The sequence below is a fragment of the Sphingorhabdus profundilacus genome (genome assembly GCF_009769755.1).
GTDB classification, from domain to species: domain Bacteria; phylum Pseudomonadota; class Alphaproteobacteria; order Sphingomonadales; family Sphingomonadaceae; genus Sphingorhabdus_B; species Sphingorhabdus_B profundilacus.
This window is the reverse complement of the sequence record NZ_SDWJ01000001.1, coordinates 590331-612408: the sequence shown is the minus strand read 5'-3', so window position 1 is coordinate 612408 and position 22078 is coordinate 590331. Positions and strand designations below refer to the sequence as shown.

The window sequence follows — 22078 nt, the reverse complement described above, 5'->3', positions numbered from 1 at the left end:
AGAAAAAGGCCGGGCTCTTTGTGGGAGCCCGGCCTTTCATGTTCGGTTTAAGAACGCCGCGGAGCCCCTGCTTATTCAGCAGCCTCGGTGGTCTTAATAGGGCGCGGGTCGCGGCGCTCGGCAATACGTGCCTTCTTACCGGTCAAACCGCGCAGATAATACAGCTTAGCACGACGCACGACGCCGCGACGGACAACTTCGATGCTGTCGATATTCGGGCTGTACAAAGGAAATACGCGCTCAACGCCTTCGCCGAACGACATTTTGCGAACGGTAAAGTTGGAGCCCATGCCCTTGTTCGAACGCGCGATGCACACGCCTTCGTAATTCTGGATACGCGTGCGGTCACCTTCGATAACCTTCACGCCGACCTTGATGGTGTCACCAGCGCGGAAGGCCGGGATGGTCTTGGTTGCTGCCAATGCCGCAATGGCTTCGGCTTCTAATGTCTGGATGAGGTTCATGCCCCATTTAATCCTTATTCTTCTGTTGCACGTCAGAGGCAGGCCGAACCCGGGCGTCCTTGTAACGCCCCCAAAGGTCCGGTCTGCGTAACCGGGTGTCATCCTCCGCCCTTTGTTTCCGCCAGGCGGCGATTTTCGCATGATCCCCCGATCGCAACACTTCAGGGATCATCCGCCCTTCCCAATCATTGGGTCGGGTATAGTGCGGATATTCAAGCAATCCTTGTTCAAAGGACTCTTCATCACCGCTGGAAGTCGCGCCCATTACGCCGGGAAGCAGCCGAATGCAAGCATCTAACAGCATCAAAGCCCCAATTTCTCCGCCGGACAGGACGATATCGCCCATGCTGACCTGTTCGATTTCGGGGTGGGCGTCGAAAAGACGTTCATCGAAACCCTCGAAACGCCCGCAGATTATGGTGACGCCGGGGCCAGAGGCGAGTTCTCGGATGCGGGATTGGGTGATAGGTGCGCCGCGCGGGGTCATGGCAAGTATAGGGGCCACACCTCCATTTCCGTTCGTGTTGAGCGAAGTCGAGACACCATGCGTGGCCGAAAGGCCTCTCGACTTCGCTCGAGGCGAACGGATTTTTTCTAAGTTCTTGGCCATTTCTTTTTGGGCATATTCAACCGCGGCCGAGAGAATATCCGCCCGCAGAACCATCCCTGCCCCGCCGCCTGCAGGGGTGTCGTCAACGGTGCGGTGCTTGTCGGTCGCAAAGTCGCGTATGTGGATGGGCGAACAGGTCCATTTCCCCTCCTCCAACGCACGCCCCGCCAGCGAAATGCCCAGCGGACCGGGGAACATATCTGGGTAGAGGGTGAGGATTTGGGTTTGGAATGTCATTTACGCGACCAACCGAAAACAACCTCAAGGCCTACCAATAGCACAAAAACCAAAGTTCCAGCAGCAATGCAGTTGCCCACCAAATCTTGCCAAGAATAGCCGCCTGTCATGTTTCCTATGATTACTAGCGACATTCCCAATACCGCCGAAAGCGCTACGCGCTTTCTTCGCCTGCCATCACCACCGATTCCAAAGAATGCGAGTGTCCAAGTAATAACTGTGGGTAAAGCAACTGTAAACGCTAAGCCTGCTGCAAAGAAAATAATGTCCTTCACAGCTTCAAACCGTCCAATTCTCAACCTTCAACCCCGGCACATCGGCGAAGTCTTTTTCGTTATTTGAAATGACTGTAGCCCCGATGCTAAGCGCATGGGCCGCCAGCAGCCGATCAAAGCGGGCACGTTTAAACGGCAAGTTCGCGTATGCTCGAGCTGCGGCTTCATCAAATGGAATAATCTGCACGACGCTCAAAAAATCGTCTATAACCTCACGATCCGGCGGATATCCGAGATTTTCGCCCATTATAATCTCTGCAAAACTTATCGCCGAAATTGCTACTTCACCGACGTTACACTCTGCTAGGCGCAAACGTAACTCGGGGTACGTACCAAGCATTGCATAGATAGAACAATCTGTATCGAGAAGGAAGCGGATCACTCTGCCTCTTTTGCCATTCGCGCTGCAATCGTGCTTGGGCGTTCATCAAAGTCGCGCCGCTCTGGCACACGCAGACCTTTTGCCTTGCCCCAGAATTTATCTACATTGATTTTCTTTTTTGCAGGCACTTTAGCGCGAATATGCAGTTCGCCGTCATCCTCCGTTATTGTCCATTCACGGTCTGGTTCGACGCCTAACGCAGCAGGCATCCTGATAGCCACCGAGTTGCCCGACTTAAAACTTTTCGCGGAATATTCAGTACCCATGAAGGCTCTCCGTATATACACAATGTATATACTATATTACAAAATCCGCGTCAATCAAGATGCGCTCACCCCATTCAGGGACGGCATCGGCGGTCATTGGAACCATGAATTTCTTCCCGTCGGGGCGTTGGATTTCTAACACATCGCTCGCGCCGAAATTTTCGACGGCAATGCAAGTGCCAAGATCCGTCCCATCGGTGGACACGCACGGCAGCCCGAGCAGGTCGCTATAATAATATTCACCTTCGCCTAAAGAAGGTAGCGCCTCCCGCGGGACAGTCAGGACGGTGCTCCGCAACTTTTCCGCGGCGTTTCGATCGTTGATTTCGGCAAAGCGGGCGATGGCGCCGTCTTTGGTGGGGCGCAATGACTTGACCGTCAAGGCGCCGTCATTGAAGCTTTTATGCTGTTTGAGGCTGTCGATGCTGTCTGCAAACAGCTTCAGCCGCACCTCACCCGTCACGCCATGCGCGCCAGAAATAGCGGCCAGCGTAACGGTGGTAACGGCCAAGTCCCCTTCCCGCTTGCGGGAAGAGTTAGGGGGGGGTGAGTGCCGTGACGAGACTGACCCTCCCCCGCCCCCTCCCGCAGGCGGGAGGGGAGAAGGCATTAGCCTTCTGCCTTTTCTTGCGGAGCTTCTTCGGCTGCAGGTGCAGCTTCTTCAGCCGCAGGTGCAACTTCTTCAGCGGCAGGTGCTTCTTCGGCTGCGGGTGCAGCTTCTTCAGCAACCGCTTCAGCCGGGGCCGCTTCTTCTGCAGCAGGGGCTTCTTCTACAACTTCAGGCTCTGGCTCAGGTGCAGGCGCAGCGGCAGCAACAGCAGCGGCTTCGGCCGCTTCAGCTGCCTTGGTCGCCTTATCTTCAGCGCGATCCTTGGCTTTCTGGCCAGGCTCACCCTTGTTTGGGTTGGTCTTTACCTTACGTTCCTTGACACCTGCAAGGTCAAGGAAACGGGCAACGCGGTCCGAAGGCTGCGCGCCTGCGGCCAGCCAATGCTTAGCGCGTTCGGCGTCAAGGATCATGCGCTCCGCACTGTCCTTGGGAAGTTGCGGGTTGTAGCTGCCGATCCGTTCAATGAACTTGCCGTCGCGAGGTGCGCGGGCGTCGGCTACGACGATTTTGTAATAAGGGCGCTTCTTGGAACCGCCGCGTGACAAACGCATGGATAATGCCATAAAACTAACTCACCTTTCTGGTATAAAAATACATTAAATTAAAACTTTATTTCTTTTTATTAAGAAGTCTTGCGAGGTCAGGGGGAAGTCCTCCTGCGCCGCCGCCCAACCCGGGCAAACCGCCCATTCCCGGCGGCATCGCGCCGGGGGGCAGGCCGTGCATACCCTCCATCGCTCCGCCCAGATCTGCGCCACCCTTGCCGCCGAACATCGCGGCCAGGCCCTTCAGCCCGCCCATCTTGCGGATGCGCTTCATGGCGGTGGCCATTTCCTGATGCATCTTGATCAGCTTGTTCACATCCTGCACCGTCATGCCGGAGCCTTTGGCAATGCGGATTTTCCGCTTGGCGTTCAGCAATTCCGGCTTCGCCCGCTCCTTTGGCGTCATGGAGCCGATGATGGCGTCCATGTGGATCAGCAGCTTGTCGTTCATGCCGCTGGCGTCCATCGCCGCCTTGGCTTTTTTCATGCCCGGCATCATGCCCGCCAGCGCGCCCAAACCGCCCATTTTGGTCATCTGGCGGAATTGGGTCCTCAGGTCGTCCATATCGAACTGACCCTTGGCCATTTTCGCAGCGAGCTTGTCGGCTTCGTCCTTGTCGACAATTTCCGCCGCCCGCTCGACCAGCCCGACGACATCGCCCATGCCGAGGATGCGGCCAGCCACACGTTCGGGATTGAAAGCCTCAAGGGCATCCAGCTTTTCGCCAACACCGGCGAATTTGATCGGCTTGCCGGTAATGGCGCGCATCGACAGCGCCGCACCACCGCGCGCATCGCCATCCATACGGGTCAGCACGATGCCGGTCAGATCAACACGCTCGCCGAAATTCTTGGCGACATTGACGGCATCCTGACCCGTCAGCGAGTCTACCACCAGAAGGATTTCCTGCGGCGCCGAAACCTTCGCCACCGCCTGCATTTCGTCCATCAACTGCTGGTCGACGTGCAGACGTCCGGCGGTATCGAGCAAAAGAACGTCAAAGCCCTGCAATTTCGCGGCCTGCATCGCGCGCTTGGCGATGTCGACCGGCTGCTGCCCCTGCACGATGGGCAAGGTCGCCACTTCGGTCTGCGTCCCAAGCGTTGCAAGCTGCTCCTGAGCGGCAGGGCGGTTGACGTCGAGCGAAGCCATTAGGACTTTTTTGCCCTGCTTCGCCTTCAACATCTTCGCGATTTTGGCGGTCGTGGTGGTTTTACCGGAGCCTTGCAGACCGACCATCATGATGATCGCCGGCGGCGCGACAGCCAAATTCAGGTCGCTTTGCTCTGCACCGAGCATTTCGACAAGCGCATCGTTGACGATCTTGACGACCTGCTGGCCGGGCGTGACCGATTTCAGGACCGACTGGCCCACAGCCTTTTCGGTCGCCTTGTCCACAAATTCGCGGACCACTGGCAGGGCAACGTCGGCCTCCAGCAAAGCGACGCGCACTTCGCGCATGGCTTCGCGGACATCGGCCTCGTTCAACGCACCGCGACCACGCAGGCGGTCAAACACCCCCCCTAACCGGTCGCTCAGCTTGTCAAACATGCGTCTTCCTTACCAAAACGCCCGTTTCCGGGCATAAACGAACAAAAAGCCGGTGAGCGAAACTTCGCCGACCAGCCTGGAAAAGATTGATTTTCCATAAATTCAAATGCGGACTCTCGCCCGCTGTGCGCCCCATTAGTCGGATCGGCTGCGAAATGCAAGTTTCTTTGATGACGAACGCGCCGCTAAACTGAAAACACAATGTTATGCGCCGGATTTAATCAAATGTTGACCTTTTTCGGCGCATTAACCAGCCGGATTGGAACTCGTAAGTCTATGGAACTACAACCAGCAGGCAATTCAAGCAGCGCGCCCGCAATCTTGACCCATGTTAAGATCGGCAGCCGCTTTATCTATGGCTTTGTGATGTTTGGCGCGATTTCCATGTTTGTGGCGATCGGCGGTCAAGTTGGCGCACAGACCGTTCGGACCTTTATTGGCAACAGCCCGGGTGCCGACCAGGTTATGGTCACGGCACTCCTTTTGAATATCGCATTGATATTGTTAATATGGCGTCGGACAAGCGCGCTGAGCGATGAAATTGATGTGTACCGTAAAGCCGAGGTGCGCGCGCAGCATTTGGCGATGACCGATCCGTTGACCAATTTGTTCAACCGTCGCGCCGTCAAGGAAAAAACCGCCGAACTGAGCGCGCGGGCCTCTCGCCGCGGAAAATCCATCGCCTTTTTGATGGTTGATCTCGATGGCTTCAAGAAAATCAACGATCTTTATGGTCATGATTGTGGCGACTTTCTGTTGCGCGAAGTAGCAGATCGAATGCGCGACGTCATCCCGCCAAGCAGCGTCATTGCCCGTTTAGGCGGAGATGAATTCGGGATTTGCGTAGTCTTTGAACCTGAATATCCCGAGGCAGTCGACCGTATTGCAGAAGATTTGGTCGATGCACTCGCCCGCCCCGTCGCGATTTCGGACTCGGAACAGACAGTAACCGCTTCGGTGGGCATTAGTCGGCCTGAACTGGATTGTGATTCAATCGATATGCTGATCCGACGCGCGGACATCGCATTGTATGCGGCGAAGAAAAATGGCCGCAATTGCTATAGCTGGTTTGAAAATGGAATGGAAACCGAACTGCGTTCGCGCAACTCGCTCGAAGGTGACATTCGGGCCGCGATTCCAAATGATGAATTTGTACCCTATTTTGAACAGCAGATCGATCTTGTCACCGGTGATCTGATGGGTTTTGAAATGCTTGCCCGATGGGTATCTCCGGTGCGTGGCTTAATCCCACCCGATGATTTCATTCCGATCGCTGAAGAAACCGGCATGATCGGCGATCTGTCGATGAGCATCATTCGCAAGGCGATGGTCGAGGCAAAAAACTGGGATCCCAAATTGACGATTTCGGTCAATATTTCGCCTGTCCAACTCAAAGACCCGTGGCTCGCTCAAAAGATCGTGAAGCTTCTCGTCGAAACCGGATTTCCGGCGAGCCGCTTGGAGGTGGAAATTACCGAAAGCTCGCTGTTCAAAAACCTCAGTCTGGCACAGTCAATTGTGGGCAGCCTCAAAAACCAGGGTATCCGGATAGCGTTGGATGATTTTGGTACAGGGTATAGTTCGCTGGCGCATTTACGTGCTTTGCCATTTGACCGCATCAAAATAGACCGCAGCTTTGTATCCTCAATGTTCGACAATGCCGAAAGCGCCGCTATCGTCAGCGCCATTGCCGGATTAGGTGCCAGCCTTGACGTCCCGATTACCGCAGAAGGTATCGAAAATGACAATATCCTCTCGCGATTGAGGGCCTTAGGTTGCTCAAAAGGTCAAGGATGGTATTTTGGCCAGCCGATGAATATCGATCAGGTCCGAAATTTGCTAAGTCAAAAGGACCTACTGCCCGCCCGTCGCCGACAGGCCGAGGTAACATCAACACCTTATGTGAATGTTGAGGAACGCAAGGCGTCCTGATGGCACCGATGTCCCGCCGGACGTTGGATGAATTCTGGACTTGAGCGCACACTGCCCCTAAATCGCGCGGCATGACGCGTGGCAAATTTCACAAGATGCATGGTTTGGGCAATGATTTCGTGATCATTGATACCCGCATCTCCCCTGTGGAGATGACGAACGCGCGCGCGCGCGCCATGGCGGACCGCAAAACGGGGATTGGTTGCGACCAACTCATCCTGCTGGAACCTTCCGACGTGGCGACGGTCCGGATGCGGATATTCAATCAGGATGGCAGCGAAGTCGAATCCTGCGGAAATGCGACGCGCTGTGTCGTATCGCTGCTCGGGCAGGATGCAATGATCGAAACCGCTGGCGGTATGATTGACGGCGCCTATCACGAAAACAGCATCACGCTGCACATGCCACCGCCCCGTTTCGACTGGCAGGATATTCCGCTTGCCTTCGCAATGGATAGCGCAGCCATGCCCATGGCCTGGGACGAACTGGCCAGCCCTATGGCGGTGAATGTCGGAAACCCCCACGCCATCTTTTTTGTAGACGATATAGACGCAGTCGATTTGGCGCATCTGGGGCCGCAGATCGAACATGACGCCGCCTTCCCTGAACGCGTAAATGTCAATGTCGCGACGGTCCGGGACGGGGCCGTGTTCTTACGCGTATGGGAACGCGGCGTCGGTGAAACGCGGGCCTGCGGCACGGGCGCTTGTGCCACGGCCGTCGCCGCCATCCGGCAAGGCAAGGTGGCGTCACCTGTCACCGTCCATCAGGCAGGTGGCAGTTTGACCATTGGCTGGGAACCTGGCGGGCTGATCGAAATGACCGGCGGGGCGACTTATGTTTTCGCGGGCGAAGCCGATTGGGACGATTTCGGGTGAGCCAGATTGAAGTTATCAGTATGGGCTGCCGCCTCAATCTGGCGGAAAGCAATGCGCTGGCCGAACAGTTGGCGGATCAGGACGATGTCGTCATCGTCAACAGCTGCGCGGTGACAAATGAAGCCGTGCGCCAAACCCGGCAAGCAATCCGGCAAGCGCGCAAACGACGCCCCGATGCCCGCATCATGGTCACAGGCTGCGCCGCACAGGTGGAGCCAGAAACCTTCCGCAATATGCCCGAAGTTTCTGCCATCTTTGGCAATGCCGAAAAACAGGATCCCATTCTGCTCAACCAGATCGTAAAGAGCCCCGATCGTCCCGTCGTCGTATCCGACATCATGACGTTGCAGCAGACCGCGCCGCATCTGGTCACCGCCTATTCGGGAAAGACCCGCGCCTTTGTCGAGGTGCAAAATGGCTGCGACCATCGCTGCACCTTCTGCATCATTCCCTTTGGCCGTGGCAACAGCCGCTCGGTTCCGGCGGGCAGCGTGGTCAGTCATATCCGCGCGCTGGTCGACAAAGGCTTTAAAGAAGTCGTGCTGACTGGCGTGGACGTCACAAGCTATGGCCCCGATCTTCCCGGGAAGGACAATCTGGGCTTGCTTGTGGAGCGGATTTTGAAGCTTGTGCCTGATCTGGAACGGCTACGACTTTCCTCCATCGATGGCGTTGAAATTGACGAGCGCCTGTTTGCGCTGCTGACGGGTGAACCGCGTCTGATGCCGCACGTCCACCTGTCGCTGCAGGCTGGCGACAATATGATCCTGAAGCGGATGAAGCGCCGGCATAGCCGTGAAATGGCCATCGACCTGGTTGCGCGGATGAAAGCCTTGCGTCCTGAAATCGCCATCGGTGCCGACATCATTGCCGGATTTCCAACCGAAGATGATGCGATGTTCCAGAACAGCCTCGATCTGGTCCGCCAATGCCAGATCGTGCATGGGCATATCTTCCCCTATTCCCCCAAATTGGGAACGCCCGCCGCGAAAATGCCGCAAGTTCCGGCTGCCCAGATCAAGGCGCGTGCCAAGGCGCTGCGCGAAGCGGTCGCCGCCGAACGCAGCGTATGGCTCGGCACATTGACGGGTTCGGTACAGAAAATTGCGGTCGAAAAAGGTGGTCGTGCTGGTCATGCCGAAAATTTTGCTTATGTGGGTCTCGACAGGCCAATGCCCGAAGGCAGCATCGTGTCGGCCCGCATGTTAGAGACAAAGGACGGTATGTTGCACGCAGAGGTCATTGCATGAGCGAGAATGCAGGTTGGAAAGACCGGCTGTTTGGCGGCCTCAAAAAGACATCAAGCAAGCTGACCGATAATATCACCGGTCTGGTCACCAAGGCCAAGCTGGATGCAGAGGATCTGGACGAGATTGAAGATGCGTTGATCGAATCGGACCTTGGCCCGGCAATGGCCGTGCAAATCCGCGAAAAAATTGCCGCCGGACGTTTTGAAAAGGGCATTGATGCCGAAGGTATCAGGCAGATCGTCGAGGATGAGATTGCCGCCGTTCTGGCACCCGTCGCCGAACCCCTCGACATCGATGCCTTTCCGCGGCCCCAAGTTATCCTTGTAATCGGTGTGAATGGGTCGGGCAAGACGACGACGATTGCCAAGCTGGCCCATCTGTTCCTGGAGCAGGATTATGGCGTCATGCTTGCCGCCGGCGACACATTCCGCGCCGCGGCCATTGGACAGTTGAAGGTCTGGGCGGACCGTATCGGCGTACCGATTGTCACCGGCCCCGAGGGCGGCGATGCCGCAGGGGTCGTATTCGACGCGGTCAAGCGCGCAACCGCAGAAGGTATTGATGTCCTGATCGTCGACACCGCTGGACGCCTGCAGAACAAGCGCGAGCTCATGGACGAACTCGCCAAAATCCGGCGTGTCCTGGGGCGCCTTAACCCTGAGGCACCGCATGACGTCGTTCTGGTTCTGGATGCCACGACCGGGCAAAATGCCTTGTCGCAAATCGAAATTTTCAAGGAAGTCGCCAATGTCACCGGCCTCGTCATGACCAAATTGGATGGCAGCGCGCGCGGCGGTATATTGGTTGCCGCAGCCAAGCAGTTCGGCCTGCCGATCCATGCCATCGGCGTCGGGGAAACCATCGATGACCTGCGCCCCTTCAACGCGCAGGACCTCGCCCGCGCGATTAGCGGCGGCGCGCAATGACATCTGAACCAACGGCAAAAAAGCCCTCGGGCTTGCTCAGTTTCGGGCTCGATTTTGGCCCTTTGCTGCTATTCTTTCTCGCATCGCGCTTTGGCCATTCCGATACTGATCCCGTGCAAGGTCCGCTGGTCGGAACAGCGGCATTCATGGTGGCGATCGTCGTCGCGATGATCGTGTCCAAATGGAAAACGGGGCATATTTCGCCCATGATGAAAATGTCGGCGGTGTTCGTCATTGGCTTTGGCGCACTGACCCTTTGGTTTCGGGATTTCGGTTTTATCCAGCACAAGGCGACAGCAGTCTATTTGCTGTTTGCGGCCATTATTCTCATCGGCTGGGCGCGGTCGAAACCTGCGCTGAAATATTTGCTGGAACAGGCGTATGACGGGTTGAGCGATGATGGTTGGTTGAAGCTTTCGCTAAGCTGGGGGCTGTTCTTTCTGGGGCTGGCCATTCTCAACGAGATTCTCATCCCGCTTTTGACCAACGACCAATATATCACCGTCAAGACATTCGGCTTGCCCGCACTTTCATTTCTATTCGCGATGGCAAATATCCCGATGCTGTTGCGGCACGGGCTAAATCTCGGCGATGAAACGAAGGAAGATGACAAGCCTGACTTGTAACCAGACCATCGCTTGGCTAGGCTAGGGACAGAATAGACGTAAATCATAGGGGATTTGAAATGGCAAAATTTTTTGGAAATCTTCATCTGGTGCTGGTCGCGGGACTGGTGCTGGCGGTGGCGGTGATGTTTGGCGTTGATGGCGACGCACTGACCGCGCAGTCTGTAACACGGTGGCTGCACACATTTTTCGGCATCGTGTGGATCGGCCTGCTCTATTATTTCAATTTCGTACAAATCCCGACAATGCCAAAAATTCCTGCTGAATTGAAGCCTGGCATTTCCAAACATATCGCACCGTCCGCTTTGTTTTTCTTCCGCTGGGGTGCCGCGTTGACTGTGCTTACCGGTATCATTGTTGCAGTTCTCGCTGGATACGCGCATCAGGCCTTTACACTGCAAGACCCGTTCAAGCTGATCGGTATCGGTATGTGGCTTGCGGTGATCATGGCATTCAACGTCTGGTTCATCATCTGGCCGAACCAGAAAAAGGCGCTGGGCATTGTCGAAGCTGACGATGCAACCAAGGCAAAGGCGGCCACCACCGCGATGATGACATCGCGCCTGAACACGTTGCTGTCTATTCCGATGCTCTACTGCATGGTCAGCGCCAACGGCGGCTGATCTATCCCCTCTCCCGCAAGCGGGAGGGGGACAAAGATTTCACGCGAAGACGCGAAGATTATCAAGGGGGCGGTTGCCCGTAAAAAATGTCCCGCATGCTTCGGCATAAGCAACGGCAATATGCGCGCCTGCCCTCTTAAAAACCTTCGCGCCTTTGCGTGAACTATTCAAACCTTGCCAACACACCCTCCCCCGGCCCCTCCCGCAAGCGGGAGGGGCCGGGGGAGGGTGTGCTCACTCGGCCTCTATATTTACACAAACTCACGCGCTCTGCCGTTACCCCGAACCCCAAACCACCGTTACCCCAACAAATCATGTTTCTTCAATGTATGCCGTAACTGGTCATAACTGAGGTTGAGCGCCTTTGCGGTCTGGCGTTGGTTATAGCGGCATTTGGCCAGCGCCTGTTCCAGCACAGCCTTTTCATATTTCTCGGTCGCCTCGCGAAAGTCGGAGACGTCCACCATCTGACTCAAATCGGTGGAATAGCGCGGCTCGGCGGTTTCGTTGTCCTTGCTCGTCGGCGCGTTGGTCGGTGCGGCTGCGGCAATGCCGGTCCGCCATGGGCTGTCGAACGGGTCGAACTGGATATAGTCGACGGGCTGCCCCGGATCAGCCCAGCGATAGACCGCACGTTCGACGACATTACGCAGTTCGCGCACATTGCCCGGCCACAGATGGTTGTCCATTGCCCGCCGTGCCAGCTCGCCAAAGCCGGGCCAGCCATCCCAGCCCAGTTCCGCCGCCATGCGGCGACCGAAATAATCGGACAGCACCTCGACATCACCTTCCCGCACCCGCAGCGGGGGCAAGGTGACGACTTCAAAGCAGAGCCGGTCCAAAAGGTCGGCGCGGAATCTGCCCGCCTCGACCATATTGGGCAAATGTTCGTTGGTAGCGGCAACGATGCGGACATCCACCCGCACGGGACGCGAGGATCCGATACGGGTCACCTCGCCATATTCCACCGCGCGCAGCAACCGTTCCTGTGCGCCCATGCTGAGCGTGCCCAACTCGTCGAGGAACAGCGTCCCGCCATCCGCCTCTTCAAAGCGCCCTTCGCGAGAGCGCGTGGCACCCGTAAAGGCGCCTGCCTCATGCCCGAACAATTCCGCTTCGATCAGGGTCTCCGGCAGGGCAGCGCAGTTCATGGTCACCAGCGGCCCGTCCCAGCGGGAGCTGAGGCGGTGCAGACGTTCGGCGATCAATTCCTTACCCGTCCCCCGTTCGCCAACCACCAGCACCGGCCGGTTCAGCGGTGCGGCGCGGCTGGCGCGCTCCACCGCGTCCAGAAAGGCAGACGATTGTCCGATAAATTGATGGCTATCACGCTCCATTTTTAAAGATTGGCATATTTCACCACCTAATAGCAATATTTACTAGGCGATATGGGTGAGAAATATGAAAAACTGGCTAATTTCCGCGAAAAAATGGAATTGGCACGCTCCCTGCAATACTGTTTGCAAGCCGGCACAAGCAGGCAAAGCAAATAAAGGGAAGACCAACATGAGCACCGAAAACAAAGCACAGGAAAGCTTCAAAGAAAGCGAAAGCCGTCTCTGGGTGGCCGTGGCCTTGTCCATGTCCATGATCTTTACCAGCTATGCAATTTCGGTGTTCAATCACCAGGAAGACAATCAGGTCAATGCATACACCCACTCCCAACGGCCAAACGTCGTCAGCTATCTTGCCTGACTTCGTAAGCCCGCGACCGGGGTCACTCGGCTCCCCCCCTCCCCCTAAGAGGTCCCCGGTCGCCCCCATTTTTGAAGACGCGTACAGAACAAGTCATAACCGGAGTTACCCTATGGGCATTTTTTCACGAACCCGCGACATCATCGCCGCCAACGTCACCGACTTGCTCGACAAGTCGCAAGACCCGGCAAAGATGATCCGTATGATCATCCTCGAGATGGAAGAAACCCTTGTCGAAGTCCGCGCCTCTGCCGCGCGCACGATCGCCGACCAGAAAGAACTGCGTCGCCATATCGACAAGCTGAACACTCTTGAGGCGGATTGGACGGACAAGGCGCATCTGGCGCTGTCGAAGGGTCGTGAAGATCTTGCCAAGGCAGCTTTGCTCGAAAAGCGCAAAGCCACAGACATGAAGGACCAGCTGACTGCCGAAGTCGATGTTCTCAACGATGCCCTGAAAGCATCAGAGCAGGATATTCACAAGCTGCAGAAAAAGCTCGCCGACGCCCGCAGCCGCCAGAATGCGCTGATGACCCGCCTCGAAAGCGCGGAAAATCAGGTCAAGCTGCGGACCATGTATAATGGTGACAAGGTTCGTGAGGCCTTTTCCCGCTTCGATGTTTTGGAACGCCGGGTCGACGAAGCCCAGGGCTATGCAGACTCACTGGCCATTGGCAGCGACGCACCCCGCACTCTTGGTGACGAAATCGCCGCCCTCGAATCCTTCGATGTCGTCGACGCCGAACTGGAGGCGATGAAAAAAGCCATGAAGCAAGAAACAAAGAAGGAGGGCTGAGATTATGGACGGTGAAATCATCATGGTGCCGATTGTTGTGGGCATCCTCTTTCTCGGCCTCCCCTGGCTCATTCTCCACCATCTCACCAAATGGAAAACGGCGGCGACGCTGACCAATGATGACGAACGGCTGCTGGGCGAAATGTACGAACTGGCCCGCCGCCTGGAAGATCGCATGGACACGGTGGAACGTCTTGTCGGACAGGATAACCCCAATTTCACACCTCGCCGCATCGACCATGACGCAGAAGATTATACCGCAGAAAATATCCGCCGGCTGGAAAGGAACCGTTGAGATGAGCAGCAAACACACACAATTTTATCTCGACAAGCAAAATGCCAAATGGAAAGGCGTGTGCGCCGGGATTTCCGACTATACCGGTGTGGATGTTCTCTGGGTCCGTCTCGGCGCAGTCATTCTGACACTGGCGGGTGGTTTCCCCTGGACCTTGGTCGCCTATTTTGGCGCCGCCTGGTTCGCCAACAAAAAGCCGATCCACCTCTATGTCGACAATGACGACCAGAAATTCTGGCAAGGCGTCCGGCAATCCCCTGCCCGCACAACGCGCGACATTCGGTCACGCTTCCGGGAAATCGACAACCGCCTGGCCGATGTCGAACTCTATTATGTCAGCAACAACAAACAGCTGGCCGACGAAATCGAAAGCCTGCGCTAAGCGCGGTTATTGGGAGGAAATAGCATGTTCACCCTTATCGTCCTTGGCCTGATTGCCTGGTTTGCTTACCGGCACTTCGCCAAGAAAAAACGGGATGCCGACCAACGCAACTGGCGGGTCGAATATCGCAATTCGGACATTAAACCGGTTACCCGCCGCCTGCCTTGGAAGGATTTGCCATGAGTTTTGGAGGATCTTCATTCATCGTCGCGATCGTCATGATCTGCACGGCTGGATGGATTATCAACAACTGGATCCGGGCCCGTCACGGCTATCCGCTCGAAAATGAATGGGGCGGAACGACGCCAAAGGTCGATGTTGACGCCGATCGCAAGATCAATTTGCTCAGCAGCGAGAATGAGACGCTGAATGGAAAAATCGGCAATCTCGAAGAGCGTATCGCCGTGTTGGAACGCATCGTCACCGACAAGGCCGGGCGTCTGTCGGAAGAAATTGAAAAACTGCGCTAGGCGCAAGGGGAGGGAAAAATGGATCCGACTTTGATCGAGGGCCTGATGCGGCTGGCGATGCCTGTAACCTTAATCACCGTCGTCGGCGTTGCTGGTTGGGTTGTCACAACATGGATGCGTATCAAAAATGGCTATCCGCTGGATGGTGCATGGGGTCAGGCAGTCTATCCAAAAAATGATCAGGAAGCAGTAGAGCGCGTCAAACTGCTCAGTCAGGAAAATGCCCAGCTGCGCGCCGAATTAGGGTCGATCAAGGATCGCCTGGCCAATGTCGAAAAGATTGTGGTCGACGACAGCCACCGGCTGACGGCGGAAATCGAAGCGCTTCGCGGCCCTTCAAATTAGGAGCGGAAAATGGACGGCATTATCATTCCCATACTCGGCATCAGCTGTGGACTATTGGCCATATTTGGCGGCGTATTTGTGAAACCCTGGTTTGCATACCGCCAACGAAAGCTTGAGCTTGAAGCACAGTTGATTGCCGAAAAAGCGGCCCAATATGCCGCGAATAATGGTCGGCTCGAACAACGCGTACAAGTGTTGGAGCGGATCATCACAGACAGTGGGTATGAAGTCGCCCATGCGATAGAAAATCTGCGCGAGACCCCGGTTACGCGCATAGAAAAAGAGGAGGTGTAACGATGTTCGATGAAATCTGGATTTTAATCCCGCTGGCTCCTTTCCTCCTCGGCGGTTTCGCCATCTGGTCGAGGCACAAGCAAAAGGAAATGGAATTGGGCGGCGGCCAGCAAAGGATGCTCGGCGAACCCGACGCCTTGCGGATGCACGAGGAAATCCGAACGCTGAAAGACAGGATTCAGGTTCTCGAACGGATCGCTACGGAAAACAACGCCGCCAATGACATTAACCGGCAAATCGAACAATTGCGGGACCGCTAAACGGTCCCCCGCTGACTGAAAGGAAGGAACCCCATGTCTCAGGATCCCAATTTCTATATCATAATCGGCGCATTCATGCTGACCTGTGTGGCCGTAGTGTCCACGCTCAGCCTGCGTGGCTGGCGCGACTGGATTGCGCTGAAGCATGCCGAACTGGACATTGCCCGGCAGGGCGGTGACGCGCCCCTCCCGTCCGCTACCTCGCGTATTGAAGTCGCCGACCTGAAAGAACGAGTGAAAAAGCTGGAAGCTATTGCGGCAGGGATTGATATCTGAAGCCTGCCGCCATAAGCGGGGCGCGACATGACCGCGCTTGATGACATTTTTGAAGAATATGACTTTCTGGACGCAGACGACCGTTACCGTTTGCTGATCGACCTTGGCAAAGAATTGCCGGTCATGCCCGACGCGCTTAAAACCGATGCGACGTTGGTGCGCGGATGTTCGGCGAGTGTCTGGGTCTACCCCGTCACTGATGCAGAAAAGCTCACATTTCTCGCCGACAGCAATGCCGCTATTACCAAGGGCATTATCGCGCTTGTCCTGAAAACCGTCGAAGGCAAGGCCGCATCCGAAATTGGCCGAACAGATATCGAAAGTGCCCTTGCGCCGTTCGACCTGAAAAACCAACTCAGTTCAAACCGGACGCAGGGCATCCCCAATATGATCGCGCTGATCCGCGAAACCGCCGCGCGCTACGCTAGCTGAACGGAACGTCTTTATTTCAAAAAGCGATAGGCCAGTATCGGCACCATTGAAGCGCCGACGAGTGGAAAGACGACTGCCATAGCGATCAGCCCCCATTTAAGGCCTTGCGGCAAATGCGCCTCTTTAGGAACGGTCGGCGCGGCAAGTTCGCCCTTTGGTCGGCGTTTCCAATAATGCACCAGAGCAGAAATGACGGCACCGATCAGCCCAAGGCACACCAGTAAATTGGCAAGCTGGTTTACCCACCCATATTGCCGACCCATGTGGAACATGGTGCCCCATTCGATTGCACGGCCGCCTGCACTATATTGCGCCCAGCCGATATCATCGATCACATTGCCATTTGCGGGATCCACATGGATTGTCCGCTGCCCTTCGGCTTTGTCGGGAATATAGTTGATCATGAACGTCCCGCCCGGACCGTCAGGATAAAATATACGTACACCTTCGCCAAATTGCCCGCGGTCCAGCATCGTAAGATGCGGTTCGACGTTTGCGATACCAACGCTTGGCGCACCGCCTTCGGGCATCGGGCTATTTTGAATGACCCAGGGGATTTTCGTTTTTGCCGGATCGTCGGCATTTCCCATATGCTGCATATGATCCATATGATCATGCGCGGGGGGCATCTTTCGAACCGCGCCTGATTTGTGCTCGGCATGTGCGACGGGTGCGTGCGCTGCAAAATTCGGGGTCGGTGCGACAAAGGGGGCATATTCCCCGATCCTCGCAAGCTGCACCCCCCAAAAGGCGGACCAAGGCAGCCCTGTCAACACAAGCAACACAACAAATACCGAAATGAATGCCGACGGAACAGCGTGCAAATCGCGCCACATCCTGCGCCCACCTGCGCCAATCCGCGGCACCAAAACCCCCTTCACACTCCAGTTTCTGGGCCACCACATCCAAAGCCCGGTCACCAGTATCACCAAAGTCCAGCACGCCACCAGCTCGACAATATGGCTGCCGACCTCTCCGCCCAGCAAGGTTCCGTGAATGCGCCGGATGAACGCCATCGGTGCATCTTGCGGGTTCCGGATGGCCGTTACTTCCAGGGTATAGGGGTTGAGATGCACCTCATGTTTCCGGCCGTCCAAACCCTGCAGGAGCCATTTGGACGTATCATCCTTAGCAAAAGGAAGAACCACGCGCTTCACCTCGCTGGCAGGGTCAATTGCTTTGACCGCCGCCTCCTGCATGGCAAGCGACGTCGGCCTGCCTTCGATTTTAACCTTGGCAAAATCACGATCCCACCAATTTTCAAACTCTCGGTCGAATAAGTAAAGGCTGCCCGTTATCGCCAAAAGCAGCAAGACAGGCGCGACACACAGCCCTGCATAAAAATGCAATTGCCACACTGATCGATAAGATGAAGGCACGGGCAATGCCTGATCGTTCGCGTGTTTTTCCTCGGTGGCACGCAAAAGGCTTCTGATCTTCATGAGTTCTTCCTAAATCTAAACGGGAGAAGGGCCGCAAAGCAGCCCGATGGTTTAGATGTAGGAGGGTGGACCTATGGCCGGTGGCGGCGGCGCGGCGAGGCCGTGACCTACCGAAATCTCGCGCATCGCAAAAACGGGAACCGCCGTTGCAACGGGCGGCATGGCGACAAAGGCCGTATCGGCTGGCGCATCGCCAGCCATCGCGGCACCAGCAAAGGCGCAGGGTTGATGCTCGACCGATTTTCCCTTGGCCGGGTCATCCTTGTGCAGCTTGCCCGATTTGTCCATCCAGACCGTCTGCGTGTCCATGCCGGTACAGATGGTCAGTGCAAAGCCGCGCTCGCTGGATGGCATAAAGCCGGACGGAATGGCGACCCGCACGGCCAGCGCCAGCACAATCAGCGCCGCCGACAGTTTTCGTAAAGGCGAAAAACGATGAATCACGCGCGCCCTATGCGCCCGTACTTTTGGTCGCGCAAGCCCCCTATCCCTTCCATTCCCGCCGCTCTTCGGCGACGCGCAGAACGTCATAGGCCGCCTGCCCCGCCTGAAAAGCTTTGGCCGCATCGGCATTGCCCGGGTTTACATCAGGGTGGGTTTCCTTGGCGATTTTGCGCCAGGCTTTTTTGGCATCTTCGAAATTGGAATCGCTATCGAGCCCCAATATATCGAGCGCATGCATCTCGTCACGCGTCCGGCTGCCATCGCCAGACCCAGCCCAGCCATAATGGGCGGCTTCCTTATAACCCGATGCATCGCGCCGCTCATTGGCTTCGCGCTGTTCCGCCTCTTCTTTGGTCAACCCCTCAAAATAGTCCCAGCCGCGATTATATTCGGCGGCGTGATCTTCACAAAACATCCAGCGGTCCGGATTATTGGGCGATTTGGGTGCGGGGCAGTTGCCGGCTTTATTGCAGCCATAGCGGTCGCAAAGCCGCACCTGCTGTGCTTCACTGCTGCTGCCATAGCCGCGCCAGCGGGGGAATCCCCAGTCATTTTTCCGTGTGGATCGAACCATGCCGCCGACTTAGCGACGGCATGGCAATATTGCTAGAGGCTAGGATGAGGTTCTATTAAATACACTTCCAAAAAGGCGACTGCCCCAACATCCCATCCTAACGCGCAATTTATGCGCCGGACATCGCCCCGGCCATCATCGCGCTGCCAAAGAAAGTCGAGAATAAAAGCCCGAGGATGATACCAGAAACAACAAGTGTCAAAACGATGTAAATCAGAACGATGACGACCGTGAAACCGGCCACTTTTTCCTGCGGCACACCCAGAACAGGCTTCAGCCCCAGATAAATGAGGTAAACCACATAGGCAATTGCCGCCAATGAAACCAGACCACCCAAAATCGGGACCCAAGCTACCAAACCTGCAACCCAAGTGGGTGTTGACGCATATGCCATAAGTTTTGTTGCCTGCGTCGAGTCAGATTTGCCGTTAAAGCTGGGTGAAACACTGTTTACGATAATGGACATCAAATATAATGTGACCATCGACAGAACATAGCCAATGACGGCCATGCCAGCTACGGCGGTAAAGCCCATAGCCATTGCTCCGCCGCCCAAGCCGCCAAAGCTTCCAGCTGACATGCCAAGTGCGCCGGTGATTACTCCGGTCGCTAACGGAATTGCGGCCAGGATCATTGCATAGCCGGTGAAAATTCCACCAACCGTTGCAGGTTCGTCTGCAATGACATTCCATTCATCGACAGACTTCAGGATGATATTTTTCGCACGATCCACAATCGACATTGCTTTACCCCTCAGTAAAATAGTCTCCAAGAGCAAGACAGAACATAATCATGGCCTTATGTAAATGTTGACGTTAGCGTAAAGGAGTCGAAGATGCGGTTTTTAATGAGAATATTTGTGACATTGATCGGCATTATGGCCTTGCTCGGCGTCAACCCGCATTGGTTCAATCTTCAGGAAATAGCCGATGGACGCGGCATCGAAGCGATAGGCGCTATCGGGCGCGCAAATGTGCGGGCCGATGTCGGCGGCCTGTTTCTGGCCATTGCATTGCTGGCCTTGATTGCAGCGGCAAAGCAAAGCCGGACGTGGCTGCTTGCGGCCATGTTGGTTGTCGGCAGTGCGTTATTGGGGCGTTTTGTGAGTGTGGCCATCGACGGCTATGTAGCCCGTGTCGGACCGCCCATGCTTACCGAAGCGGCAGTAATCGGCATCTTTGCCATGGCCTATTGGGCATGGGGTAAAAAGCCAGAGGGTCTATAAGCCGGGTTTTGTCCACCGCCCGAAGGCGATTGTGCGACCATTCATCTAGGCGGAACATTGCTGCGCCGCTCATGCAACCAACCCGGGCGACTGGCAGGAGGATGCCATGTGCCGCCCCTATTCGGTTTTGCTCCCGGTGGGGTTTGCCGTGCCGTTCCTGTTGCCAGCAACGCGGTGCGCTCTTACCGCACCATTTCGACCTTACCGCATCGCAATGCGGAGGTATGATTTCTGTGGCACTTTCCCTTGAGTTACCTCAGCCGGACGTTATCCGGCACCGTTCCTCGCTGGAGCCCGGACTTTCCTCCCCAACACAGTTACCCGTGAAGCGGCGGTCGCCCAACCCTCTGGCCCTGCCTATGTAGCACCCCCGCCTTCATAGGCCAAGAGCAGGCTCCACAATATTGCACGGCATTCGCCATCGATCACGCCGTCGATATTTTCTGGGCGGAAACGGCGCTGAAACGCGACCACGGCGGCACGGCCATCGGCCACGCTATAGCCATAGCGTTCCAGTGCAAGCAGGAATGCGGCATCGGTCCAGCCCGGATCGACCAGTTTTTCGGTCGGACGCGGTACGGCAAAGCCAAGTTTTGCCAAACGTCCCCAATCGAACAATTCACCCGGGTCTTCCTTGCGCGCAGGCGCCACATCGCTATGCCCCACGACATTTCGAGGTTCGATATGATAGGTTCTGACAAGTTCCGCGACCAGGCGGGTAACCGAATCCATCTGCGCTTCGGGAAATGCGCGATAGCCAAATTCATGGCCCGGATTGACGATTTCAATGCCGATGCTGGCGCTATTGCAATCGGTTATGCCGCGCCAAAAAGATACACCTGCATGCTGCGCCCGCTGTTCTTCGCGCACCATATGCACCACTTGCCCGTTTTCATCGACGACATAATGGGCGGATACTTTGGAAGCAGGATTTGCAAGCCATTCAATGGCCGCCGCGCCAGACTGCATCCCGGTATAATGCAATATCAGCATCGTAATTGGCAAAGTGCGCTCACCAAAATTGGGCGAAGGTGTCCAAAGCATCGTCATCGCCCCGTCATAGGCAAAGCGCGATCCCGGCGCAATGTCACAGCGCGCGCCGCGGACGCCTGATAGGAAAACAGCAAATATTGAGGTACATTCTGCATTTTATGGCGCATGCATCCATGGCCAGTTCGCCGCGCTGGACAAATAGTGCGAGAAGCTACGCCGTCGATACCGCAAGACACCACAGCCCCTTTGTCTTCGCGTAAGGTATTGGTTGAGAAGGTTAAGTGGTCCCCATCCCAAGATGGGGACCTAACTGGTCATTAAAAATCATCACCGACGATGCCAGCTTGCTTTAAAATATTGTTCGCCGAAATTTTTGAACGAAGATCGTGTTGCACAACAAATCGCGTTCGGGAAATTGGGCTTTGCCACAATTCGTGGCTACCTTTCGCCTGCGAAACATATTCACAGCCATTTGCCTTCAGTTTCTTCAGCAATTTCCGGCGGTAGTCGGCCATTTAAGCAGGAATCAAAACCCTGCGTTTTGCTAGGCCGTGCGCTGCGATGCAAATTGGCATGTCAAAAGCTTCGTGATCGGCGGGTAGCATCCCGTTAGCTTCAAGCAAAATAGGAATCAGCCCTTCGACGTCATCTAATAGTTTCATCAAATCCTGATGTTCAGAAACCAAACCGGGAACATCTTCGCTTGTTGCGACCCAAACCTTTGCAATATCGTCAAATTCAGCTTTAACCATTACGGAGTCCGGTGCTTTTACCATCTAAATTTACGCCTCTATATTTTTGACTGTTTATAGCCAAAAGCCCCTGTCACAGGCGTGAACGAACAGGGCAGATATATGTGCCAATGGTAAAAAATCAAACAACAAAATAACAGTATATTTTGTCGCTACAATCGAGCGATGATGTCGCCCGCTGACAGGTAACACCAGATGCCATTGCAGCCAATCCAACCAAAGCAACT

The 22078-nt window shown here is 55.7% G+C and carries 32 protein-coding genes, 1 other RNA gene and 1 pseudogene; 17 read left to right on the top strand and 17 right to left on the bottom strand.

Annotated elements, in window-relative coordinates; genetic code table 11:
• Positions 1 to 71: 71 nt before the first annotated feature.
• From rplS to ffh, 8 genes and pseudogenes are all read right to left on the bottom strand, one after another.
• Positions 72 to 464, bottom strand: coding sequence for a 50S ribosomal protein L19 (gene rplS / locus EUU23_RS02860; RefSeq protein WP_160352606.1), 393 nt, complete (start codon positions 462 to 464; stop codon positions 72 to 74).
• A gap of 7 nt (positions 465 to 471) precedes the next feature.
• Positions 472 to 1311, bottom strand: a complete 840-nt coding sequence (gene trmD / locus EUU23_RS02855; RefSeq protein ID WP_160352605.1) for a tRNA (guanosine(37)-N1)-methyltransferase TrmD — start codon at positions 1309 to 1311, stop codon at positions 472 to 474.
• Positions 1308 to 1586 (bottom strand): hypothetical protein, encoded by a 279-nt coding sequence (locus EUU23_RS02850; protein WP_160352604.1) that lies wholly within the window; start codon positions 1584 to 1586, stop codon positions 1308 to 1310. The genes trmD and EUU23_RS02850 overlap by 4 nt, the downstream gene beginning before the upstream one ends.
• A gap of 4 nt (positions 1587 to 1590) precedes the next feature.
• Complete coding sequence (locus EUU23_RS02845) at positions 1591 to 1968, bottom strand: PIN domain-containing protein (protein ID WP_160352603.1); 378 nt, start codon at positions 1966 to 1968, stop codon at positions 1591 to 1593.
• Positions 1965 to 2234, bottom strand: a complete 270-nt coding sequence (locus tag EUU23_RS02840; RefSeq protein WP_160352602.1) for an AbrB/MazE/SpoVT family DNA-binding domain-containing protein — start codon at positions 2232 to 2234, stop codon at positions 1965 to 1967. Before EUU23_RS02840 ends, EUU23_RS02845 begins: the two co-directional genes overlap by 4 nt.
• Before the next feature lie 31 nt (positions 2235 to 2265).
• The gene (rimM, locus tag EUU23_RS02835; RefSeq protein WP_160352601.1) at positions 2266 to 2745 is read right to left on the bottom strand and encodes a ribosome maturation factor RimM; all 480 of its coding nucleotides are present in this window, start codon (positions 2743 to 2745) and stop codon (positions 2266 to 2268) included.
• A gap of 224 nt (positions 2746 to 2969) precedes the next feature.
• Positions 2970 to 3407, bottom strand: a pseudogene (gene rpsP, locus EUU23_RS02830) (30S ribosomal protein S16); the annotation flags it as partial.
• Between the two features lie 46 nt (positions 3408 to 3453).
• Positions 3454 to 4941, bottom strand: coding sequence for a signal recognition particle protein (ffh, locus tag EUU23_RS02825; RefSeq protein WP_160352599.1), 1488 nt, complete (start codon positions 4939 to 4941; stop codon positions 3454 to 3456).
• A gap of 276 nt (positions 4942 to 5217) precedes the next feature.
• Between ffh and EUU23_RS02820 the strand changes: the two genes are divergently transcribed.
• From EUU23_RS02820 to EUU23_RS02795, 6 genes are all read left to right on the top strand, one after another.
• Entirely contained in the window at positions 5218 to 6873 is a 1656-nt protein-coding gene (locus tag EUU23_RS02820; protein ID WP_160352598.1) for a putative bifunctional diguanylate cyclase/phosphodiesterase, read from the top strand.
• 71 nt (positions 6874 to 6944) lie between these two features.
• Positions 6945 to 7751, top strand: coding sequence for a diaminopimelate epimerase (dapF, locus tag EUU23_RS02815; protein WP_160352597.1), 807 nt, complete (start codon positions 6945 to 6947; stop codon positions 7749 to 7751).
• Positions 7748 to 9001, top strand: a complete 1254-nt coding sequence (mtaB, locus tag EUU23_RS02810; protein WP_160352596.1) for a tRNA (N(6)-L-threonylcarbamoyladenosine(37)-C(2))-methylthiotransferase MtaB — start codon at positions 7748 to 7750, stop codon at positions 8999 to 9001. The genes dapF and mtaB overlap by 4 nt, the downstream gene beginning before the upstream one ends.
• A complete protein-coding gene (gene ftsY, locus EUU23_RS02805; RefSeq protein ID WP_160352595.1) occupies positions 8998 to 9927 on the top strand; it encodes a signal recognition particle-docking protein FtsY in 930 nt (309 codons plus the stop codon). The genes mtaB and ftsY overlap by 4 nt, the downstream gene beginning before the upstream one ends.
• A complete protein-coding gene (locus EUU23_RS02800) occupies positions 9924 to 10553 on the top strand; it encodes an inner membrane-spanning protein YciB (RefSeq protein ID WP_160352594.1) in 630 nt (209 codons plus the stop codon). Before ftsY ends, EUU23_RS02800 begins: the two co-directional genes overlap by 4 nt.
• Positions 10554 to 10612: 59 nt before the next feature.
• A complete protein-coding gene (locus EUU23_RS02795; protein ID WP_160352593.1) occupies positions 10613 to 11176 on the top strand; it encodes a urate hydroxylase PuuD in 564 nt (187 codons plus the stop codon).
• A gap of 299 nt (positions 11177 to 11475) precedes the next feature.
• Here EUU23_RS02795 and pspF read toward each other — a convergent pair whose 3' ends face one another.
• Positions 11476 to 12513, bottom strand: coding sequence for a phage shock protein operon transcriptional activator (gene pspF, locus EUU23_RS02790; protein ID WP_160352592.1), 1038 nt, complete (start codon positions 12511 to 12513; stop codon positions 11476 to 11478).
• A gap of 64 nt (positions 12514 to 12577) precedes the next feature.
• Here pspF and EUU23_RS02785 point away from each other — a divergent pair, with 64 nt between their 5' ends.
• From EUU23_RS02785 to EUU23_RS02735, 11 genes are all read left to right on the top strand, one after another.
• Positions 12578 to 12871, top strand: a complete 294-nt coding sequence (locus tag EUU23_RS02785) for a hypothetical protein (RefSeq protein WP_160352591.1) — start codon at positions 12578 to 12580, stop codon at positions 12869 to 12871.
• A 112-nt stretch (positions 12872 to 12983) separates the two neighbouring features.
• Complete coding sequence (gene pspA, locus EUU23_RS02780) at positions 12984 to 13667, top strand: phage shock protein PspA (protein ID WP_160352590.1); 684 nt, start codon at positions 12984 to 12986, stop codon at positions 13665 to 13667.
• A 4-nt stretch (positions 13668 to 13671) separates the two neighbouring features.
• The gene (gene pspB, locus EUU23_RS02775; protein WP_160352589.1) at positions 13672 to 13962 is read left to right on the top strand and encodes an envelope stress response membrane protein PspB; all 291 of its coding nucleotides are present in this window, start codon (positions 13672 to 13674) and stop codon (positions 13960 to 13962) included.
• 1 nt (position 13963) lies between these two features.
• Positions 13964 to 14344, top strand: a complete 381-nt coding sequence (pspC, locus tag EUU23_RS02770) for an envelope stress response membrane protein PspC (RefSeq protein WP_158898957.1) — start codon at positions 13964 to 13966, stop codon at positions 14342 to 14344.
• A 24-nt stretch (positions 14345 to 14368) separates the two neighbouring features.
• Positions 14369 to 14527 carry a hypothetical protein gene (locus tag EUU23_RS02765; RefSeq protein ID WP_160352588.1) on the top strand — a complete coding sequence of 53 codons (159 nt, stop codon included), beginning with the start codon at positions 14369 to 14371 and terminating at the stop codon, positions 14525 to 14527.
• Positions 14524 to 14814 carry a hypothetical protein gene (locus EUU23_RS02760; protein WP_160352587.1) on the top strand — a complete coding sequence of 97 codons (291 nt, stop codon included), beginning with the start codon at positions 14524 to 14526 and terminating at the stop codon, positions 14812 to 14814. Before EUU23_RS02765 ends, EUU23_RS02760 begins: the two co-directional genes overlap by 4 nt.
• Before the next feature lie 45 nt (positions 14815 to 14859).
• Positions 14860 to 15159 (top strand): hypothetical protein, encoded by a 300-nt coding sequence (locus EUU23_RS02755; RefSeq protein WP_160353505.1) that lies wholly within the window; start codon positions 14860 to 14862, stop codon positions 15157 to 15159.
• A 9-nt stretch (positions 15160 to 15168) separates the two neighbouring features.
• Positions 15169 to 15453, top strand: a complete 285-nt coding sequence (locus EUU23_RS02750) for a hypothetical protein (RefSeq protein ID WP_160352586.1) — start codon at positions 15169 to 15171, stop codon at positions 15451 to 15453.
• A 2-nt stretch (positions 15454 to 15455) separates the two neighbouring features.
• Positions 15456 to 15713, top strand: coding sequence for a hypothetical protein (locus EUU23_RS02745; protein ID WP_160352585.1), 258 nt, complete (start codon positions 15456 to 15458; stop codon positions 15711 to 15713).
• Between the two features lie 33 nt (positions 15714 to 15746).
• Positions 15747 to 15989, top strand: a complete 243-nt coding sequence (locus EUU23_RS02740; protein WP_160352584.1) for a hypothetical protein — start codon at positions 15747 to 15749, stop codon at positions 15987 to 15989.
• 27 nt (positions 15990 to 16016) lie between these two features.
• Positions 16017 to 16421, top strand: coding sequence for a SufE family protein (locus EUU23_RS02735; protein WP_160352583.1), 405 nt, complete (start codon positions 16017 to 16019; stop codon positions 16419 to 16421).
• Between the two features lie 11 nt (positions 16422 to 16432).
• On the opposite strand, the gene EUU23_RS02730 is transcribed toward EUU23_RS02735, so the two are convergent.
• From EUU23_RS02730 to EUU23_RS02695, 8 genes are all read right to left on the bottom strand, one after another.
• Positions 16433 to 17863 carry a PepSY-associated TM helix domain-containing protein gene (locus EUU23_RS02730; protein ID WP_160352582.1) on the bottom strand — a complete coding sequence of 477 codons (1431 nt, stop codon included), beginning with the start codon at positions 17861 to 17863 and terminating at the stop codon, positions 16433 to 16435.
• A 51-nt stretch (positions 17864 to 17914) separates the two neighbouring features.
• Complete coding sequence (locus EUU23_RS02725; RefSeq protein ID WP_160352581.1) at positions 17915 to 18307, bottom strand: hypothetical protein; 393 nt, start codon at positions 18305 to 18307, stop codon at positions 17915 to 17917.
• 40 nt (positions 18308 to 18347) lie between these two features.
• The gene (locus EUU23_RS02720; protein ID WP_160352580.1) at positions 18348 to 18881 is read right to left on the bottom strand and encodes a J domain-containing protein; all 534 of its coding nucleotides are present in this window, start codon (positions 18879 to 18881) and stop codon (positions 18348 to 18350) included.
• Between the two features lie 109 nt (positions 18882 to 18990).
• Positions 18991 to 19623: a Yip1 family protein gene (locus EUU23_RS02715; RefSeq protein WP_160352579.1), complete on the bottom strand. Its 633-nt coding sequence runs from the start codon at positions 19621 to 19623 to the stop codon at positions 18991 to 18993.
• Positions 19624 to 20087: 464 nt separating this feature from the next.
• An RNA gene (gene rnpB / locus EUU23_RS02710) (RNase P RNA component class A) lies at positions 20088 to 20457 on the bottom strand.
• A 6-nt stretch (positions 20458 to 20463) separates the two neighbouring features.
• Entirely contained in the window at positions 20464 to 21156 is a 693-nt protein-coding gene (locus EUU23_RS02705; RefSeq protein WP_160352578.1) for an N-acetylmuramoyl-L-alanine amidase, read from the bottom strand.
• A 260-nt stretch (positions 21157 to 21416) separates the two neighbouring features.
• Positions 21417 to 21614, bottom strand: a complete 198-nt coding sequence (locus tag EUU23_RS14330) for a type II toxin-antitoxin system HicA family toxin (RefSeq protein ID WP_160352577.1) — start codon at positions 21612 to 21614, stop codon at positions 21417 to 21419.
• Positions 21615 to 21875, bottom strand: coding sequence for a DUF1902 domain-containing protein (locus EUU23_RS02695; RefSeq protein ID WP_179956500.1), 261 nt, complete (start codon positions 21873 to 21875; stop codon positions 21615 to 21617).
• Positions 21876 to 22078: the final 203 nt, after the last annotated feature.

Coding starts and splice junctions, on each gene's coding strand:
- rplS (WP_160352606.1), bottom strand. CDS start 464: ATGAACCTCATCCAGACATTAGAAGCCGAAGCCATTGCGGCATTGGCA.
- trmD (WP_160352605.1), bottom strand. CDS start 1,311: ATGACATTCCAAACCCAAATCCTCACCCTCTACCCAGATATGTTCCCC.
- EUU23_RS02840 (WP_160352602.1), bottom strand. CDS start 2,234: ATGGGTACTGAATATTCCGCGAAAAGTTTTAAGTCGGGCAACTCGGTG.
- ffh (WP_160352599.1), bottom strand. CDS start 4,941: ATGTTTGACAAGCTGAGCGACCGGTTAGGGGGGGTGTTTGACCGCCTG.
- EUU23_RS02820 (WP_160352598.1), top strand. CDS start 5,218: ATGGAACTACAACCAGCAGGCAATTCAAGCAGCGCGCCCGCAATCTTG.
- dapF (WP_160352597.1), top strand. CDS start 6,945: ATGACGCGTGGCAAATTTCACAAGATGCATGGTTTGGGCAATGATTTC.
- ftsY (WP_160352595.1), top strand. CDS start 8,998: ATGAGCGAGAATGCAGGTTGGAAAGACCGGCTGTTTGGCGGCCTCAAA.
- EUU23_RS02800 (WP_160352594.1), top strand. CDS start 9,924: ATGACATCTGAACCAACGGCAAAAAAGCCCTCGGGCTTGCTCAGTTTC.
- EUU23_RS02795 (WP_160352593.1), top strand. CDS start 10,613: ATGGCAAAATTTTTTGGAAATCTTCATCTGGTGCTGGTCGCGGGACTG.
- pspF (WP_160352592.1), bottom strand. CDS start 12,513: ATGGAGCGTGATAGCCATCAATTTATCGGACAATCGTCTGCCTTTCTG.
- EUU23_RS02785 (WP_160352591.1), top strand. CDS start 12,578: ATGAAAAACTGGCTAATTTCCGCGAAAAAATGGAATTGGCACGCTCCC.
- pspA (WP_160352590.1), top strand. CDS start 12,984: ATGGGCATTTTTTCACGAACCCGCGACATCATCGCCGCCAACGTCACC.
- pspB (WP_160352589.1), top strand. CDS start 13,672: ATGGACGGTGAAATCATCATGGTGCCGATTGTTGTGGGCATCCTCTTT.
- pspC (WP_158898957.1), top strand. CDS start 13,964: ATGAGCAGCAAACACACACAATTTTATCTCGACAAGCAAAATGCCAAA.
- EUU23_RS02765 (WP_160352588.1), top strand. CDS start 14,369: ATGTTCACCCTTATCGTCCTTGGCCTGATTGCCTGGTTTGCTTACCGG.
- EUU23_RS02760 (WP_160352587.1), top strand. CDS start 14,524: ATGAGTTTTGGAGGATCTTCATTCATCGTCGCGATCGTCATGATCTGC.
- EUU23_RS02755 (WP_160353505.1), top strand. CDS start 14,860: ATGCGGCTGGCGATGCCTGTAACCTTAATCACCGTCGTCGGCGTTGCT.
- EUU23_RS02750 (WP_160352586.1), top strand. CDS start 15,169: ATGGACGGCATTATCATTCCCATACTCGGCATCAGCTGTGGACTATTG.
- EUU23_RS02745 (WP_160352585.1), top strand. CDS start 15,456: ATGTTCGATGAAATCTGGATTTTAATCCCGCTGGCTCCTTTCCTCCTC.
- EUU23_RS02740 (WP_160352584.1), top strand. CDS start 15,747: ATGTCTCAGGATCCCAATTTCTATATCATAATCGGCGCATTCATGCTG.
- EUU23_RS02735 (WP_160352583.1), top strand. CDS start 16,017: ATGACCGCGCTTGATGACATTTTTGAAGAATATGACTTTCTGGACGCA.
- EUU23_RS02730 (WP_160352582.1), bottom strand. CDS start 17,863: ATGAAGATCAGAAGCCTTTTGCGTGCCACCGAGGAAAAACACGCGAAC.
- EUU23_RS02720 (WP_160352580.1), bottom strand. CDS start 18,881: ATGGTTCGATCCACACGGAAAAATGACTGGGGATTCCCCCGCTGGCGC.
- EUU23_RS02715 (WP_160352579.1), bottom strand. CDS start 19,623: ATGTCGATTGTGGATCGTGCGAAAAATATCATCCTGAAGTCTGTCGAT.
- EUU23_RS02705 (WP_160352578.1), bottom strand. CDS start 21,156: ATGACGATGCTTTGGACACCTTCGCCCAATTTTGGTGAGCGCACTTTG.
- EUU23_RS14330 (WP_160352577.1), bottom strand. CDS start 21,614: ATGGCCGACTACCGCCGGAAATTGCTGAAGAAACTGAAGGCAAATGGC.
- EUU23_RS02695 (WP_179956500.1), bottom strand. CDS start 21,875: ATGGTAAAAGCACCGGACTCCGTAATGGTTAAAGCTGAATTTGACGAT.